The 16,960-nt window shown below is 73.5% G+C and carries 12 protein-coding genes; 4 read left to right on the top strand and 8 right to left on the bottom strand.

Annotated elements, in window-relative coordinates:
• Positions 1-86: 86 nt before the first annotated feature.
• Positions 87-1,130: an L-glyceraldehyde 3-phosphate reductase gene (gene mgrA, locus BMW99_RS08545; protein WP_075016532.1), complete on the bottom strand. Its 1,044-nt coding sequence runs from the start codon at positions 1,128-1,130 to the stop codon at positions 87-89.
• Between the two features lie 133 nt (positions 1,131-1,263).
• Here mgrA and BMW99_RS08540 point away from each other — a divergent pair, with 133 nt between their 5' ends.
• From BMW99_RS08540 to BMW99_RS08525, 4 genes are all read left to right on the top strand, one after another.
• Positions 1,264-2,025, top strand: a complete 762-nt coding sequence (locus tag BMW99_RS08540; protein WP_069464451.1) for an isoprenyl transferase — start codon at positions 1,264-1,266, stop codon at positions 2,023-2,025.
• Between the two features lie 301 nt (positions 2,026-2,326).
• Positions 2,327-3,646 (top strand): PhoH family protein, encoded by a 1,320-nt coding sequence (locus BMW99_RS08535; RefSeq protein ID WP_069464450.1) that lies wholly within the window; start codon positions 2,327-2,329, stop codon positions 3,644-3,646.
• A 415-nt stretch (positions 3,647-4,061) separates the two neighbouring features.
• Positions 4,062-4,733 (top strand): aggregation-promoting factor C-terminal-like domain-containing protein, encoded by a 672-nt coding sequence (locus tag BMW99_RS08530; protein ID WP_069464449.1) that lies wholly within the window; start codon positions 4,062-4,064, stop codon positions 4,731-4,733.
• 143 nt (positions 4,734-4,876) lie between these two features.
• On the top strand, positions 4,877-6,430 hold the full coding sequence (locus tag BMW99_RS08525; protein WP_075016531.1) for an AI-2E family transporter: 1,554 nt from the start codon (positions 4,877-4,879) through the stop codon (positions 6,428-6,430).
• A 336-nt stretch (positions 6,431-6,766) separates the two neighbouring features.
• Here the strand turns inward: BMW99_RS08525 and BMW99_RS08520 are convergent, their stop codons facing one another.
• The 7 genes from BMW99_RS08520 to BMW99_RS08490 form a co-directional block, all read right to left on the bottom strand.
• A complete protein-coding gene (locus tag BMW99_RS08520; protein ID WP_079175981.1) occupies positions 6,767-9,202 on the bottom strand; it encodes an FtsX-like permease family protein in 2,436 nt (811 codons plus the stop codon).
• The gene (locus BMW99_RS08515) at positions 9,199-9,894 is read right to left on the bottom strand and encodes an ABC transporter ATP-binding protein (protein WP_069462920.1); all 696 of its coding nucleotides are present in this window, start codon (positions 9,892-9,894) and stop codon (positions 9,199-9,201) included. The genes BMW99_RS08520 and BMW99_RS08515 overlap by 4 nt, the downstream gene beginning before the upstream one ends.
• A complete protein-coding gene (locus BMW99_RS08510; protein ID WP_069462922.1) occupies positions 9,891-10,415 on the bottom strand; it encodes a PadR family transcriptional regulator in 525 nt (174 codons plus the stop codon). Before BMW99_RS08510 ends, BMW99_RS08515 begins: the two co-directional genes overlap by 4 nt.
• 478 nt (positions 10,416-10,893) lie before the next feature.
• Positions 10,894-13,110, bottom strand: coding sequence for an ATP-binding SpoIIE family protein phosphatase (locus BMW99_RS08505; protein ID WP_245791288.1), 2,217 nt, complete (start codon positions 13,108-13,110; stop codon positions 10,894-10,896).
• Positions 13,111-13,585: 475 nt separating this feature from the next.
• Positions 13,586-14,251: a class I SAM-dependent DNA methyltransferase gene (locus BMW99_RS08500; protein ID WP_069467114.1), complete on the bottom strand. Its 666-nt coding sequence runs from the start codon at positions 14,249-14,251 to the stop codon at positions 13,586-13,588.
• 232 nt (positions 14,252-14,483) lie between these two features.
• Complete coding sequence (gene fomD, locus BMW99_RS08495; protein ID WP_075016530.1) at positions 14,484-15,161, bottom strand: cytidylyl-2-hydroxypropylphosphonate hydrolase; 678 nt, start codon at positions 15,159-15,161, stop codon at positions 14,484-14,486.
• A 113-nt stretch (positions 15,162-15,274) separates the two neighbouring features.
• Entirely contained in the window at positions 15,275-16,930 is a 1,656-nt protein-coding gene (locus BMW99_RS08490; protein ID WP_075016529.1) for a fumarate hydratase, read from the bottom strand.
• Between the last annotated feature and the right edge of the window lie 30 nt (positions 16,931-16,960).

Genomic DNA, 16,960 nt, shown 5'->3' with positions numbered 1-16,960 from the left:
GCCGCCCGCGCCGGCCGGGAATCCGGACGGCGCGGAAACGCCGCGGGGCGGCCGGGCCGCGGCCCGGCCGCCCCGCGGCGGCGGTGTCACGCGTCGCTGCTGACGGACCAGAGGTTGACGCCCTCCGGCTCCACCGCGTGCCGGTCGATCTCGGCCAGCTCCTCGGCGGTCAGCGGCGCGGCGCCCACCGCGGCCACGTTCGCCTCCAGCTGGGCGACCGAGGACGCGCCGATCAGCGCCGACGTCACCCGCTGGTCGCGCAGCACCCAGCTCAGCGCGAGCTGGGCCAGGGACTGCCCGCGGCCGGCGGCCACGTCGTTGAGCGCCCGCAGGCGGGTCACCGTCTCCTCGTTGACCAGCGACGGGTCGAGCGACTTGCCCTGCGCGGCGCGCGAGCCCTCGGGGATGCCGCCGAGGTAGCGGTCGGTCAGCAGGCCCTGGGCGAGCGGCACGAAGCCGATGCAGCCCATGCCCTCCTCGGCCAGGACGTCGAGCAGGCCCTCGTCCTCGATCCAGCGGTTGATCATGGAGTACGACGGCTGGTGGATCAGCGCCGGCACCCCCATCTCACGCAGCAGGCGCGCGGCCTCGCGGGTGCGCTCGGCGCCGTACGAGGAGATGCCCACGTACAGCGCCTTGCCCTGCTGGACCGCGGACGCGAGCGCGCCCATGGTCTCCTCGAGCGGGGTCTCGGGGTCGTAGCGGTGCGAGTAGAAGATGTCGACGTAGTCCAGGCCCATCCGGCCCAGCGACTGGTCGAGCGAGGACAGCAGGTACTTGCGCGAGCCCCACTCGCCGTACGGGCCGGGCCACATGTCGTAGCCGGCCTTGGTGGAGATCACCAGCTCGTCGCGGTAGGGGCGGAAGTCCTGCGCGAACAGGGTGCCGAAGTTGGCCTCGGCCGCGCCGTAGGGCGGGCCGTAGTTGTTGGCCAGGTCGAAGTGCGTGACCCCCAGGTCGAAGGCGCGGCGCAGGATGGCCCGCTGGGAGTCCAGGGTGCGGTCGTCGCCGAAGTTGTGCCAGAGCCCCAGGGAGATGGCGGGGAGCTTGAGCCCGCTGCGGCCGGTGCGGCGGTACTCCATGGAGTCGTAGCGCTCGTCGGCGGCGCGGTACAGGGTGCGGATGTTCACGTCCTCTTCCTTATCACGGGCGGTTGAACCGCTTACTACCCCCGCCGGGGGCCCGCGCCCCGGTTCGTCTGCCAGGGCGTGTGCGCAGTAGTGTGGCGGCCGGGCGTCGATGCGCAGGAGGGGCTGGTACGCAATGAATCTGCGCGAGCTGGTGTACGAGTTGTACTCCCGCAGGGTGGAGCACCGGCTCGACGTGTCACAGGGCCCCAAGCACATCGGCGTCATCCTCGACGGCAACCGGCGCTGGGCGAAGGCCGGTGGCGCGACCACCGTGCAGGGCCACCGGGCGGGTGCGGACAAGATCGCCGAGATGCTCGGCTGGTGCGAGGAGACCGGCGTCGAGGTCGTCACGCTGTGGCTGCTGTCGACCGACAACCTGGACCGCCCGGCCGACGAACTCGTCCCGCTGCTGGGGATCATCGAGGACGCCGTCACCGGACTGGCCGACGCCGGCCGCTGGCGCGTGAACCACGTCGGCACCATGGACCTGCTGCCCTCCCACACCCAGCACGTGCTCAAGGAGGCCGAGCAGGCCACCCACGCCAGCACCGGGTTGCTGGTCAACGTCGCGGTCGGCTACGGCGGCCGGCAGGAGATCGCGGACGCCGTGCGCTCGCTGCTGCACGAGCACGCCGGGCGCGGCACGTCCATCGAGGACCTGGCCGAGATCCTGGACGTCGAGCACATCGCCGAGCACCTCTACACCCGCGGCCAGCCCGACCCTGACCTGGTGATCCGCACCTCGGGCGAGCAGCGGTTGTCCGGATTCATGCTGTGGCAGAGCGCGCATTCGGAGTACTACTTCTGCGAGGTCTTCTGGCCCGCGTTCCGGAAGGTCGACTTCCTGCGCGCGCTGCGCGACTACGCGGCACGCCACCGGCGCTACGGGGCGTAGCCGCCGCACCGGGCCCCGCGGGCGGTACGCGGGCGCCCCTCGGAGCAGTTGCCGGCGGCCTCCGTGCCGCCGCGAAGCGGCCCCCGGAGCAGCCGCCGCAGCGGCCTCCGGCGCCGCCGCTGTTCACCCCCGGCGCGTGGACGAGCCGGTGAGCGGCCGGTGACCGGTCGATGACCGTCGGATGACTGTCATATGCATTCGCATGGGTACGCGTTTTCGCGGGCATATCACTGGCAGACCGGCATCCGGGCCTTGGCTGCCGGACCGCAGACTCACCTCTCCCGAGGGGGTTCGTCCACACGTGGTGACCAGCAAGAACCGCCGTGATCACGACCGGCGCACGTACGTACTCGACACCAGCGTGCTGCTCGCCGACCCCAACGCCTTCGCCAGGTTCGACGAGCACGAGGTAGTGCTTCCGGTCGTCGTGGTGACGGAGTTGGAGGCCAAGCGCCACCATCCGGAACTCGGCTACTTCGCCCGCCAGGCGCTGCGCCGGCTCGACGAGTTCCGCATCAGGTTCGGCAGGCTCGACGCGCCGATCCCGATCGGCGACATCGGCGGCACCCTGCGTGTCGAACTCAACCACTCGGACCCCGGGGTGCTGCCCGCGGGGTTCCGGCTCGGTGACAACGACTCGCGCATCCTGGCCGTCGCCCGCAACCTGCAGGCCGAGGGGTACGACGTCACCGTCGTCTCCAAGGACCTGCCGCTGCGGGTGAAGGCGTCCTCGGTCGGCCTGCTGGCCGAGGAGTACCGCGCCGAGCTCGCCATCACCTCGGGCTGGACGGGAATGGAGGAGCTGCTGGTCGCGGCGGACGACGTGGACGCGCTGTTCGCCCAGGAGAGCGTCGACCTGCCCGAGGCCGCCGGACTCCCGGTGCACACCGGCCTGGTGCTGCAGTCCGAGCGCGGCAAGGCGCTGGGCCGGGTCACCCCGGACGGCCGGGTCAGGCTGGTGCGCGGCGACCGCGAGGCGTTCGGCATCCACGGCCGGAGCGCCGAACAGCGCATCGCCCTCGACCTGTTGCTCGACCCCGAGGTCGGCATCGTCTCGATGGGCGGCCGGGCCGGCACCGGCAAGTCGGCGCTGGCGCTGTGCGCCGGCCTGGAGGCGGTCCTGGAACGCCGCCAGCACCGCAAGGTGATGGTGTTCCGGCCGCTGTACGCGGTGGGCGGCCAGGAGCTGGGCTACCTGCCCGGCACCGAGGCCGAGAAGATGAGCCCGTGGGCCCAGGCCGTGTTCGACACGCTGTCGGCGGTGACCACCAAGGAGGTCGTCGAGGAGGTCGTGGCGCGCGGCATGCTGGAGGTCCTGCCGCTGACCCACATCCGGGGCCGCTCGCTGCACGACGCCTTCGTGATCGTCGACGAGGCGCAGTCGCTGGAGCGCAACGTGCTGCTGACCGTGCTGTCGCGGATCGGCGCCGGGTCGCGGGTGGTGCTCACCCACGACGTGGCCCAGCGCGACAACCTGCGGGTCGGCCGGTACGACGGCGTGGTCGCGGTGGTCGAGAAGCTGAAGGGCCATCCGCTGTTCGCCCACGTGACGCTCTCGCGTTCCGAGCGTTCGCCGATCGCCGCGCTCGTCACCGAGATGCTGGAGGACGGAGTCGGCTGAAAGGCTGCAAATAGTACGACAAAGAGTACGAGTTGAGGCTGCTGCGCCCCCTGGAGGGCGCAGCAGCCTAGCGTTTGCCCGCGGAACATGCAGGGAATTACGGCCGTCCGCAGCGTGTGAGCTTTGCCACTCAACCGGAAATTGCCGCGACGCGTCCCCGTACGGCAGGGTGTGAGGCTGTCAGGCCCCGCTCATGGCACCCCTGCGCCCTCGGGTGCGGGATCCAGTACCACCACAACATCACAGCGACCGCCATGAGCCGCCCGAGCAACACGCGGAATCCGCAAGGGACTTCGCACCGGGCCCGTGCCCCCGTGACCGACCGGCCCGTCCGGCGGACCGGTCAGAGGGACAGCGCCAGGGGCACGATTGCGTCCGTGCGGTCACCGAGCGGGCGATTCCGGAAGGAAACCGTGTGAGCCGGATCTCGGTTCGGGGGCTGGCAGTGGCTTCGGCCACGGCAGTCACCACTGTGGGCGCCGTCGTCGGCGTCGCGTCGGGTGCGGAGAACGGCGGGAGCACCACCGAGCCCGTCGAAGCAGCAGGCACGACGACCCTTCTCGCGGACATCCCCGCGGGAAACCAGGTTCAGCAGGCATCACTGACGGAGCAGGTCCAGGCTCAGTCGGACGCCGCTGACACGGCAGCGCGCCAGAGCGCCGAGCAGGCCGCCCGCATGCAGGCAGCCAAGGACGCAGCGGCCAAGAAGAAGGCCGCGGACGCCGCGGCGAAGGCGCGGGAGCAGGCCGCCAGCCGAGGAGACTCGCGGGCGTCGTTCCCCACCCAGGCCTCGTACACCATCGCCGAAGTCCAGGCCATGGCCAAGCAGATCGTCGGCAGCAACCAGTTCGCCTGCTTCTCGAACATCGTGACGCGGGAGAGCGGGTGGCGCTACACGGCGGTCAACCCCTCGTCCGGCGCCTACGGTCTCGTGCAGGCCAACCCGGGCACCAAGATGGCCTCGGTCGCCTCCGACTGGCGGACCAACCCGGCCACGCAGATAAAGTGGGGCCTGAACTACATGAACGTGCGCTACGGCAGCCCTTGCGGCGCCTGGCAGTTCTGGCAGGCGCACAGCTCGTACTAGGCCGGCCCGGCCCGCCCTCCCCGTTCCGGTTGCTCGTGCCGCCCCGCGGCCCGGGCAACCCGGACGCCGGGTAACGTCGTCTCCCACAGCAGTGCGGTGGCACAGCGGTGCCGCGGGCGGCCGAAGGGGCAGGGGAGAACAGCATGCCGGACAAGCGCCACTGGAGCGCCACGCTGGCCTCAGGGCTGGCGAACGCGGCCCGGCGCATCGAGCAGCGGCAGGCCGAGATCAGCGCGCGGGACGTGGCCAAGGACGGGTCGGCGACCACCGCTTCCGGGATCACCGCTTCCGGGGTCACCGCCGGCTCCGCCACCGCGGAGCCGGCGCCCCGTCCGGCCCCCGCCTCCGCCCCGACGTGGCCGGAGGGCAGCACCCCCGCGGCCGCGACCCCCAGTACCGCCCCCGAGCCGGTGCGGGCCGCCGTCCCCGCGCAGCGCGCGCCCGAGCCGGTGAGCCCGGCCGCGGTCGTGCCGTGGAGCATGCGGGTGGCCGCCGAGATCGGCTGGCGGCTGCTGATCCTCGCGGGCACCGTCTACGTACTGATGCGCGTCATCGACGCGGTCCAGCTGCTCGTGCTGGCGTTCGCCGCGGCCCTGCTCATCACCGCCCTGCTGCAGCCCTTCGTGGCCCGGCTGCGGCGGATGGGCGTGCCCCGCGGGCTGGCCACCGCGATGGTCTGCGTCGGCGGCTTCATCGTCATAGGGCTGGTCGGCTGGTTCGTCGTCTGGCAGGTGATGGACAACGTCGACCAGCTGTCGAACAGCCTCCAGGACGGTATCTCCGAGGGCAAGAAGTGGCTGCTCAACAGCCCCTTCCACGTGACGGACGGCCAGATCAACCAGGTCGCCAACAACCTCAGCAACGCCCTGAAGCACAACACCTCGCAGCTGACCGACGCCGGTCTGCAGGGCGTCACCTTCGTCGTCGACCTGCTCACCGGCATGCTGCTGGCGATGTTCAGCACGATCTTCCTGCTCTACGACGGCCGGAACATCTGGAACTGGGTGCTGAAGCTGTTCCCCGAGCCGGCCCGCGACGGCCTGGCCGGCGCCGGCCCGCGCGCCTGGACGACCCTCACGCACTACGTGCGCGGCACGGTGATCGTCGCCCTGATCGACGCGATCTGCATCGGCATCGGCATCTTCTTCCTCGGCGTGCCGATGGCGGTGCCGCTGGCCGTCGTCATCTTCCTGTCGTCGTTCGTGCCGCTGGTCGGCGCGGTCGCCTCGGGCGCGATCGCCGTCGTCGTGGCGCTGGTCACCGAAGGCCCGTTCCACGCGGTGCTGGTGCTCGCGGTCGTGCTGGCCGTGCAGCAGATCGAGGGCCACATCCTGCAGCCGTTCATCCTCGGCCGCGCGGTGCGGGTGCACCCGCTGGCCGTCGTGCTGTCGGTGGCCGCCGGCTCGATGATCGGCGGGATCGGCGGCGCGGTCGTCGCTGTGCCGCTGGTCGCGGTCGGCAACACCGTCGTCGGCTACCTGCGGGCCCACGCCAAGGAAGTGGCGGCCGCGGCCGCCGGCGTCCCCGCCCAGCCCGCCGTTCCCGCGCACTCCGCGCAGCCGGCGCCCGCGTCCGCCGGGACCACGGCGGACGCCGCCGCGACCACTGACACCGCCGACGCCCCGGCCCCGCCGGACGCCGCCGCTTCCCCGTCCGACTCCCCGCCCGTCTCGGTCCCGGACGCGCCGACCGCCTGACGGCTCGTCCGCACCGAGCGCCGGCGGCCCCGACGCGGAACCCTCCGCCCACCGGACGGCACGGTCCGCGCGTCACGGCGGCGCTTTCGTGCCGGGCGGGCCCCGGCCCGCGGGAGGTCTGAACGTCAGGCGCGGTGGCCGTCGGCGGCCGGACGGCACCGGGTCCGCTTGGCGCGGCAGCGGCCCGCCGGTCGGGATGCGGTATGCGCGGGACCCTTACGCCCTGTGGCCCGCGGGAACCCTGCGGCGGCATGACGGCGCCGGGCCCGGCCGTCTGGGGACGGCCGGGCCCGGCGTGGGTGTGCTGCCCGGTGCGGCAGGGCGTCGGCCCGCGCGCTACTCGGTGCGGAGCCCGTCCGCGCGCATCAGACGCCACAGCGGCGGCAGGCTCAGCAGCGTCACCGCGAAGACCACCCCCGCGCCGATCGCCGCCATTCCGGCCATCGCACCCCAGTCCGGGTGGAACGGCCGGCCGACCATCCCCAGCAGCGCCGCGCCGAGAGCCAGGCCGCCGGCGCACGCCAGGACCAGGCCCAGCACCACCGGGATCGCGGTCTGCCACAGCACCGACCAGGCCAGCGCGCCGCGCCGGGTGCCGAACGCCACCAGCACCGCGAGCAGCTTCTTCCGGTCCCGCAGCTGCTCCAGCATCATCACCAGCAGGCTCGCGCCGATCAGCGCCATGGTGAGCGCGGCACCCGCGAAGAGGCCGCGCCGCAACTGCGCGTAGCCGGACTTGGTCGTGGTCGTGCCCACGTGCAGCACGTCCACGCCGATGCCGAGCTTCGCCGCGGTGTTGCGCACGTACTCCGCCGCGTCCGGGTCGTGCGGATCCAGGGCGACCATGACGGTCGCCGTCTCCGACGTCAGCCGCGAGGTGTCCAGCGCCTCGGGGGTGGCGAACAGGCCCCACCCGAGCGAGCCGGACGGGTCCGGCCGGCTCTGCGCCGTCCGCGCGTCCCGGGGGATCGTCCACAGCCGCGGAGTGCCCGTGTACGCCTCGCGCGGCGGCCCGTTGAGGTCCAGCCGCCCGCCGGGCCTCAGATAGGTGCGGGCCGCCTGCGTGTCGCCCGCGCCGTCGGCCGGCGGCACGAGGAAGACGCTGCCGGGTGCGCAGCCGTGGAGGGACGCCATCTGCCCCAGCGTCGCGCAGTCGCCGACCGCCACCGGCAGATAGGCGAAGTCGCCGTCCCGCACGGAGGCCGCGTCGGGCTGGGTGACCGCCGAGTCGACGTAGCCGTACGCGTGCTGGACGCCCTTGGTCGCCGCGATCCGGTGGGTGAAGTCCCGCGCCTGCGCGCCGCTGTCCACCTCGGCGCTCACCACGGCCTGCGCCCTGGCCGGGTCCGCGCCCGTGCTGAACACGAACTCGTCGTCGACGCCCGCGAACAGCATCTGCAGCGCGATGGCCCCGGCCACCGCGACGGTGACGCCGCTGACCAGGCGCGCGGCGGCGTTGCTGTTCAACTGGAGTCGGCGGGTGGCCAGTTGCCAGGCCACCGGGCCGCCGCCCAGCCGCCTGACGACCTGCTCCACCACCCACGGCAGGACGGCGGTGACGCCGACGAGCATGAGCACGGCGCCGGTCGCCACCTGGTACATGTTGAGCTTGCCGTCGCCCTGGACCTTGCCGAACAGCGGGGCCAGCAGCAGTCCGACGGCCGGGATCACCAGCCGCCACCACACCCGGCGCCCGCGGCCCACGCTCTGCCGGACGACGCCGAGCGGTTCGATCGCCGTGCCGCGCAGGCTCAGCATCGTCACGCCGACCGCGGCGAGCGGCACCGCCACCGCGACGATCACGGCCAGGGCCGCGTCCGGCGTCATGTCCGCGGGGTACGCGGAGATGCCGCGGATGGTGACGTGGGTCGCGAGCTGCCGGCCGGCGAAGAACAGCCCGCCGCCCACCAGCAGCCCCAGCAGCGAGCCGAACAGGGCCTCGCCCGCGGCGATCCGGCGCGTCATGCGGTTGTCCGCGCCGACCAGGCGCAGCGCGGCGAGCCGCCGGTCGCGCCGTTCCCCGCCGAGTCTGACCGCGGTCGCGACGAACACCGCGACCGGCAGCAGCAGCACCACGAGCATGACGACCAGCAGCAGGTCGAAGGTCGGGCCCATCACGGCGGAGTTGCTGTGGTGCCCGAACCCGGCGATCCGGTCGGCGTTGCCGTGCTCGTAGTTCGCGTCCCGGGCGGTCAGCCGGTCACTGCCCGCGTAGTAGTAGAGCTCGGCCGGGCCCATCAGCCCGGCGTGCCCGATGGGGCCGTCGATCGTGTACGGGAGGCGCTCGCGCAGCAGCGGCTGGGCCGCCAGCAGGCGGCGCAGCGCGGGCGAGACCACCATGTGGCCGGGCGCGGGCAGGTGCGCGACGCCGGGCGGCGCCGCCGCCTTCGCGCCCTCGGGCCGCAGCAGTTCGCCGGTGATGTCCGCGCCGCGGAACGTCGTCCCGGCGTCCGCGACCAGCAGCGTGCTGTCGGTGGGCTTCGCGAGGTAGCCGGCGGACATGGAGTCGCGGGCCACCCGCTTGTGGTCGCGCACCGTCATCATCGGCGGCACCGCGGCGGCCAGCAGCAGCAGGGCGACGCCCAGGCCGACGCCGACCGCGGTCAGCAGCGTGCGGATCCAGCCCTCACGGCCGCCGCCGGCCGCCAGACGCGCGCCGAACGCGAGGTCGCGGGCCCAGGCGGCCGCGCCGCCGGCGGGCTCCACGCCGCGCGGCGCGCCCCCGCGCGCCACCTCGTCGAAGCCGGCGAAGGGCTCGTGCGGTGCGCTCATGACACCCGTTCCGTGTCGCGCGACTTCCCGTCCCGCACGACGATCTCCCGGTCGGAGTAGGCGGCCACCCGCGCCTCGTGGGTCACCAGGACGACGGCGGCACCGGTGTCGTGCGCGGCCTCGGTCAGCAGCCGCATCACCCGCTCCCCGTTGAGGGAGTCCAGCGCGCCGGTCGGCTCGTCGGCGAAGACGACCCGGGGGCCGGCCACCAGGGCGCGGGCCACCGCGACGCGCTGGCCCTGCCCGCCGGACACCTCGCCGGGCCTCTGCCCCGCGACGTCCCCGACCTCCAGGCGCTCCAGCCACGCGCCGGCCCGCGCCTCGGCGTCCCGGCGCCGCGTACCGGCCAGCCGCAGCGGTATCGCCACGTTCTCCAGGCAGGTCAGCTCCGGTACGAGCTGGCCGAACTGGAAGACGAAGCCGAAGTCGGTACGGCGCAGGGCGCTGCGCTCGCGGTCCGACATCGTGGTCAGGTCCCGGCCGCGGTACCGGACCTGGCCGGAGTCGGCCCGCACGATGCCGGCCAGGCAGTGCAGCAGCGTGGACTTGCCCGAGCCGGACGGGCCCATCACCGCGACGACCTCGCCGGCACGCACGGTCAGCGCGGCGCCGTCCAGGGCCGCGGTGCGGCCGTACGACTTGTGGACGTCCGTCGCCTGGAGCAGCGGTTCGGTGAGCGTTTCGGCGCTCATCGGGTCACCTCCGCGGCGAGCTGGTCCAGGCGGGCCGCGGTGAGCTCCAGCCACCGCAGGTCCGCTTCCAGGTGGAACAGGGCGTGGTCGCAGATCAGTTGGTCCGCGAGGTCGCCGGAGGACTTGCGGCGGGTCAGCTCGCGCATCAGCCGCAGGTGCTCGGCGCGCTGCGAGTCCAGCAGGTCGGCCGCGGGGCGGCCGGTGAGCAGGGCCAGCACGACCTTCGCGTACAGCGTCGTCTGGAGGTACGGCTCCGGCTTCTCGGGCCGGGCCAGCCAGGTCTCCACGTCCGTGACGCCGGCGTCCGTGATGGCGTACCGCTTGCGCTCCGGCCCGCCGCCCGGCTCGATCCCCTCGACCTCGACCAGCCCGTTCTTCAGCAGCCGCGCCATCGTCGAGTAGACCTGCCCGTAGGCCAGCGGCCGGTCGTGCCCGAACCGCTCGTCGAACGCGCGCTTCAGGTCGTAGCCGTGGCGTGGTCCGGACTCCAGAAGTCCCAAAAGGGTGTGCCCGATTGACATGACGCCCACACTACACGATGCGTATACACCTCATGTATACCCGCAGCGCATACGCCTGGCCGGGTGCCTGGTGGTGGCTTGCTCGGGTGGGGGGCACCTCCCGGGCGAACCCTGGGGGACCTCGCGCCCCCGATGGTCGCCCCTGTCCGCGGGGCGAGCCTCCGCCGGGGTGAGGCGAACCCCACCCGGGACGGGCGGACCCCTCTGCCTTGCCCGGGCGAACCCGGGCCCGGGGACGGGCGAGGGTCCGAGAGGGCGGGACCCCCGGGAGGGGGGAGGTTGCAGCCCCGGGGCATGGGAATCGGCACATGGCCCGGGGCTGCGTACAAGAGCTGCGCGAGCCCCAACGTCGCCTTCCGGAAAGGCTCCGCGGCTGCCCTCACTGTGCCCGGCCCGCGAGGGCCCCGCCCGGCGCGCGGGGCACCGCACACCGCGGGGCCGCCCCCCGGCGATCACGCGCGCCGCGGGCGACCCCTCGTCAGATGATGGGCAGCTCGAACCACACGACCTTGCCTGCGCCCAAGCGAGTGGCTCCCCACCGCTGCGCCATCCGGTTGACGAGGTACAGCCCGCGGCCGCCCTCCTCCTCCGGCGCGGCGTGCCGCATCCGCGGCAGCAGCGGCGCGTCGTCCCCGACCTCGCACCTCAGCACGTCGGTCCGCAGCAGCCGCAGCGTGATGGGTCGTTCCGCGTACCGCACCGCGTTGGTGACGATCTCGCTGACCAGCAGCTCCGCCGCGTCGAGCTGGTCGTCCAGGTCCCAGCGGCGCAGTGCCTGCCGGACCAGGCGCCGGGCCCGGCCCGCGGTCTGGGCCTGCGGTTCCAGGAACCAGTACGCCACGTCGCTCGGCGCGATCCCGGCGAACCGCGCGGCCAGCAGCGCGATGTCGTCGTCCCGGTCACCGGGCCCCAGGATCTCCAGCACCTCGTCGCACAGCGGCTCCAGCGGCGGCGGTGAGACGACCGTCGCCGCGTCGTGCAGCCGCTCGCGCAGCAACTCGATGCCGCCCCACACGTCCCGGCTGCGGGACTCCACGAGGCCGTCCGTGTAGAGCAGCAGCGTCGCCCCGGCCGGGGCCGGCAGCTCCACCGCCTCGAACGGCACTCCGCCCACGCCGATCGGCGCCCCCGGCGGCACGCGCAGCACCTCGGCGAGGCCGTCCGCGTGCAGCAGCACCGGCGGCGGGTGGCCCGCGTTGGCCACGACCAGGCGGTGCGCGATCGGGTCGTACACCGCGTAGACGCACGTCGCCATGCGGTCCTGGCCGAGCCGCTGCGCCTGCTCGTCGAGGTGGTAGAGCACCTCCTGCGGGGCCAGGTCCAGCCCGGCCAGGGTCTGCACGGTGGTCCGCAACTGGCCCATGATCGCCGCGGACGTCATGGAGTGCCCCATCACGTCGCCGACCACCAGCGCCACCCGGCTGCCGGGCAGCGGGATCGCGTCGTACCAGTCGCCGCCGACCCGTGCGGACTCCGCCGCGGGCAGGTAGCGGCTGGCCAGCTGGACACCGGTGGGCTGCGGCAGCGAGTCCGGCAGCATCTCGCGCTGCAGCGCGTCGGCGATGTACGCCTCGCGGCCGTACAGCACCGCCTTGTCGACGCCGAGCGCGGTGTGGGTGGCCAGTTGGGCGGCCACCAGCAGGTCGTCGGCCTCGAAGGCGGGCCGGTCGTTGCGGCGCAGCAGCACCGCCGCGCCGATCACCCGGCGGCGGCCACGCAGCGGCGCGAGCAGGGCGCGGCGCCCGGTCGGCAGCAGGCTGACGGGGTTGCCGAGGAGTTCGGCGAGCGCGTCCGCGGCCCGCGGCGAGTCCGCGAACACCGGACGGACGCCGCGCAGCACCTCGGCCAGCGGCCCGTCGAGCAGCACGCCGATCGTCTCGGAGCTGTACGCCGGTTCCAGGGTGGGCAGCAGCGGGACCGCGCCGACGGGCGCGTCACCCGCCGGGTCGGGGCCGTCGAGCCCGCCGTCCGCGCGGCGCAGCCGCAACCGCAGCGGGCCGGACGGCCGTTCGTCGCCGACGGGGAGCGGGTCGCGCAGGTAGACGAGGATGGCGTCGGCGAACGCCGGCACCGCGGAACGGCACAGGCCCAGGAGGATCTCGTCGAGGTCCAGGCCGCGGGCGATCCGGCGGGTGGCCGCGCCGACGTAGCGCAGGCGGTCGGCCTCGGGGCCGGTCTGCGCGGGCATCGGGATGCGCATGCCGACCGAGTCCTCGTCGCCGCCGGGGTGTCCGGCCGGGTCCAGGGGCGTGCCGCGCGCCGGCGTGCTGACGAACGACCCGAGCGTCTCGCCACCGTCCGGCCCGCCCGGCACCCAGCCGCTGCCGTGGGCCGGGATCGGCGGGAGCGGGGGAGCCGACGGAGCCGGAGGAATCTGCGGGGCCGGGGGAGCCTGCGGGGCCGGAGGAAGCTGCGGGGCCGGGGGAACCTGCGGAAGGCCGTCCTCGGGTGTGCGGCGGTCCCGCTCGCCGTCCCTGCCGTCGGAACCGTGGGCGCTGTGGACGGTCCGGGGACCTCCGGTGCCGTTGGTGCCGTGCGAACTCTGCGGGGTGTGCGGCCCGTTGGGCCCGCCCTCGTTCGGAACTGACCCGGTCGCGGACGGCGCCGCCGCCGGGGAAGGCGCGGTCGGCGCGGTCGATGCGTCGCGGTACGGGCCCGTCGCGCCCTGCGGTCCTGCCGCTTCTTGTCCGGCCACGCGCTCACCATACGACCCAGCCGCACCCCGCGTGCCCGGTCGTCCGGGGTCGGCCTCGGAGGAATGGCCCTCCGCGCCGGAAGACTGCGGAACGGATCCGTCCGCGGACCCTGGGTGATCACCGTACTCAACCGGTTCGCCCGGTGCGACCTGTTCGCCGGGCGTGCCCGGACCGTCCTGCTTGCCGTGTTCGGCAGCCGGTTCGCCGGGCGCGGCGCGGTCGGCGCCGCGGGTGTGCGGGTCCTTCCCCGGGGGGGCAGGGTGGGCCGGGCGCGACGGCCGGCGCCGGCGGGGGCGCCGGCACCGGGTCCGCCTCCGGCGGGGAGGGCGGCGCGTCCAGGCCGAAGCCGCCGCGCGGGTCCGGCGGCGCTGCGGGGGTGCGGGGTGGGCGGGGCTGGTCCGTGGTCACGCGAGTCGTTCCATCCGTCGGTGCGCCGCCGCGACCACCGCGCGGCGGGGCTCGGGCCCGGTCAGATCAGGCACGTCGGCAGTACAGGAAGAGCTGCAGCTCCGGCGGTACGTCGGAACTCGCCGGCGCGTAGGCGTACGACTCCTCCTTGACCACCTCGAAACCCGCGTCCGTCACCACATGGCGCAATTCGTCCCGTAGGTAACCCGATACCCGGATCGTGTGGCCCAGGAACGGAATCTGCATGTCGTCCACGTCCGCCTCGACCATGGACAGTGCCAGCAACCCGCCGGGCTCCAGCAGCCGGTGGATCGCCTGCAGCGCCTGGGGGATCTCGGCGCGCGGCAGCATGAGCAGCGCGAAGAAGGCGGTGACCCCGGCGAAGCCCTTCTCGGCGAGCGCCCCGCCGTCGGCCAGATCGCCGATGTCCGCGCGGACGAACTCGCCGCCGGGCACGTTGCGCCGGGCCAGGTCCAGCATGCCGGGCGAGAGGTCGACGCCGGTGACCCGCAGGCCGGCGTCGGCGAGCTGACGGGCCGTCGGCAGTCCGGTACCGCAGCCGAGGTCGAGCACCCGGGCGCCTTCCGGCAGGGAGGCGGTCAGCCAGCCGCCCGCCTCGATCTGGCCCTCCTTGTGGGGGAAGGCCTCGTCGTACCGGTCGCCGATGGCGTCGAACGCCTCGACCTGCCCGGTCCGGTCGCGCCGCACCTGCTCGTTGCCGCCGGTACCCACTGCTCAGGGCCTCCCTGACTGCTCATCCGTCCGTGGACGCCTGGCAGAGGCGCCATCCGGTGTGCTGGCTGTGCTGCCACGCGCGGGTCGGACCTCGGACGTGCCACGGTCGTGACGTGGCGTCAGACTCCGTCTCCCGCTGGGCAATTGTGCAGTGTTCCGGAGCCGATCCTACGGTCGACCGACCGGGACGCAACAAGGGGCTCCGCGGTTTCGCCGCGCGGCCGGCGGCTCACTCCGCGGGTCTGGCCCAGTCCGCCGGGAGCGCCGGCACCGGCCAGCGCGGGTCGGGGCGCCAGTCCTCCCAGCCGTCGCGGAACGGCGCTCCCCAGGCCCTGATCACGCGGATCGCCCGCCGTCCGGCCGCGCGCACGCCCGCCGCGACCGACGCCGACATCAGGCCGTCCGCCTGCGCCTGGGCGAACTCGTCCTCGTCCCGCCAGTGCCAGCTGCGGTCCGGGTGCACCGAGATGTCCAGGAAGTGGTCCTCCGAGTCCACCCCGCTGGACCAGCGCCGCAGCGGCTCCTCGAGGTTCACGTACCAGCTGCGGAACCGCCAGTCCGGATCCCAGAACAGCCACACCGACCACGCCTCGTCCGGACGCGCCAGCTTCAGCACCCCGGCGCCCCACCAGCGCTCCACGCTCGGCACGTGCGGCTTGCGGTACCGCGTGGCCAGCGGCTCCTGGTGCACCGGCCGGCCGTCGGCCATCATCGGCCGCACCACCGGCGTGTCCGGCGCCATCCACACCGCGAGCAGTTCCGCGTCGTCCCGCACCACCGTCACCGGCCGGCAGATGTGCACCGCGCCCGTGCCGTTCCCGCGATACCGCCACAGCACCTGGTCACCCGGTGCCCAGAAGTGGCGCTGCCGCCCGTTGCGCGGCGAACTGTCGACGTCGGCTGTCATGCACAGAGCCTACGGATCTTTCCCCCCTCCCGCGTCGCACGCAACACCCACGCAACACGCGGGGCGCCGGAATCCGGCTGCCCCGCGTGCGGATCCCGTGTGCCGGCCGGGGATCAGGCGCCCGGGCGGAGGGGGATGGAGGTGAAGGTGGGGGAGGGGGCGGGGTCGGTGAAGAAGTCGTTGCCCTTGTCGTCGACGACGACGAAGGCGGGGAAGTCCTCGACCTCGATCTTCCAGACGGCCTCCATGCCGAGCTCGGCGTACTCCAGGACGTCGACCTTCTTGATGCAGTCCTGGGCCAGGCGCGCGGCGGGGCCGCCGATCGAGCCGAGGTAGAAGCCGCCGTGCGCGGCGCACGCGTCGGTGACCTGGCGGGACCTGTTGCCCTTGGCGAGCATCACCATCGAGCCGCCGGCCGCCTGGAACTGCTCGACGTACGCGTCCATCCGGCCCGCGGTGGTCGGGCCGAACGAGCCGGACGCGTAGCCCTCGGGGGTCTTGGCCGGACCGGCGTAGTAGACCGCGTGGTCCCGCAGGTACTGCGGCATCCCCTCGCCCGCGTCCAGCCTCTCCTTGATCTTGGCGTGCGCGATGTCGCGGGCCACGACCAGCGGGCCGGACAGCGACAGGCGGGTCTTGACCGGGTACTTGGTCAGCTCCGCGCGGATCTCGTCCATCGGCCGGTTGAGGTCGACGCGGACCACGTCCTCGTCGAGGTGCTCGTCGGTGGTCTCCGGCAGGAAGCGCGCCGGGTCCGTCTCCAGCTGCTCCAGGAACACGCCCTCGGGCGTGATCTTGGCCAGCGCCTGGCGGTCGGCGGAGCAGGAGACGGCGATCGCGACGGGGCAGGACGCGCCGTGCCGCGGCAGCCGCACCACGCGCACGTCGTGGCAGAAGTACTTGCCGCCGAACTGCGCGCCGATGCCGATCCTCTGGGTGAGCTCGAAGACCTGCTGCTCCAGCTCCTTGTCGCGGAAGCCGTGCCCGGTCGGCGAGCCCTCGGCCGGCAGCTCGTCCAGGTAGTGCGCGGACGCGTACTTGGCGGTCTTCAGCGCGAACTCCGCGCTGGTGCCGCCGACCACGATCGCCAGGTGGTACGGCGGGCACGCCGCGGTGCCCAGCGAGCGGATCTTCTCCTCCAGGAACCGCATCATCGACGCCTCGTTGAGGACCGCCTTCGTCTCCTGGTACAGGAACGACTTGTTGGCGCTGCCGCCGCCCTTGGCCATGAACAGGAACTTGTAGGCGCCGCCGTCGGTCGCGTAGAGCTCGATCTGCGCGGGCAGGTTGGAGCCGGTGTTCTTCTCGTCCCACATGGTCAGCGGGGCCATCTGGGAGTAGCGCAGGTTCAGCTTGGTGTACGCGTCGTAGATGCCGCGCGACAGCGCCTCCTCGTCACCGCCCGAGGTCAGCACGTTCTGGCCGCGCTTGCCCATGACGATCGCGGTGCCGGTGTCCTGGCACATCGGCAGCACGCCGGCGGCCGCGATGTTGGCGTTCTTCAGCAGGTCCAGCGCCACGAAGCGGTCGTTGGGGCTGGCCGCGGGGTCGTCCAGGATCCGCTGCAGCTGCGCCAGGTGGGCCGGCCGCAGGTAGTGCGAGATGTCGTGCATGGCCTCGGCGGCCAGCCGGCGCAGCGCCTCGGGCTCGACCTTCAGGAACGTCCGCCCGTCGGCTTCGAAGGTGCTGACCCCTTCGGAGGTGATCAGGCGGTACGGGGTCGTGTCCTCGCCGAGGGGGAGCAGATCCGTATAGGCGAACTCGGGCATAGGGGGCATTCCTCACTCGGCTGCGTCGAC

The organism is Actinacidiphila rubida (assembly GCF_900110255.1).
Lineage (GTDB): Bacteria > Actinomycetota > Actinomycetes > Streptomycetales > Streptomycetaceae > Actinacidiphila > Actinacidiphila rubida.
This window is presented reverse-complemented; position numbering and strand designations above follow the sequence as displayed.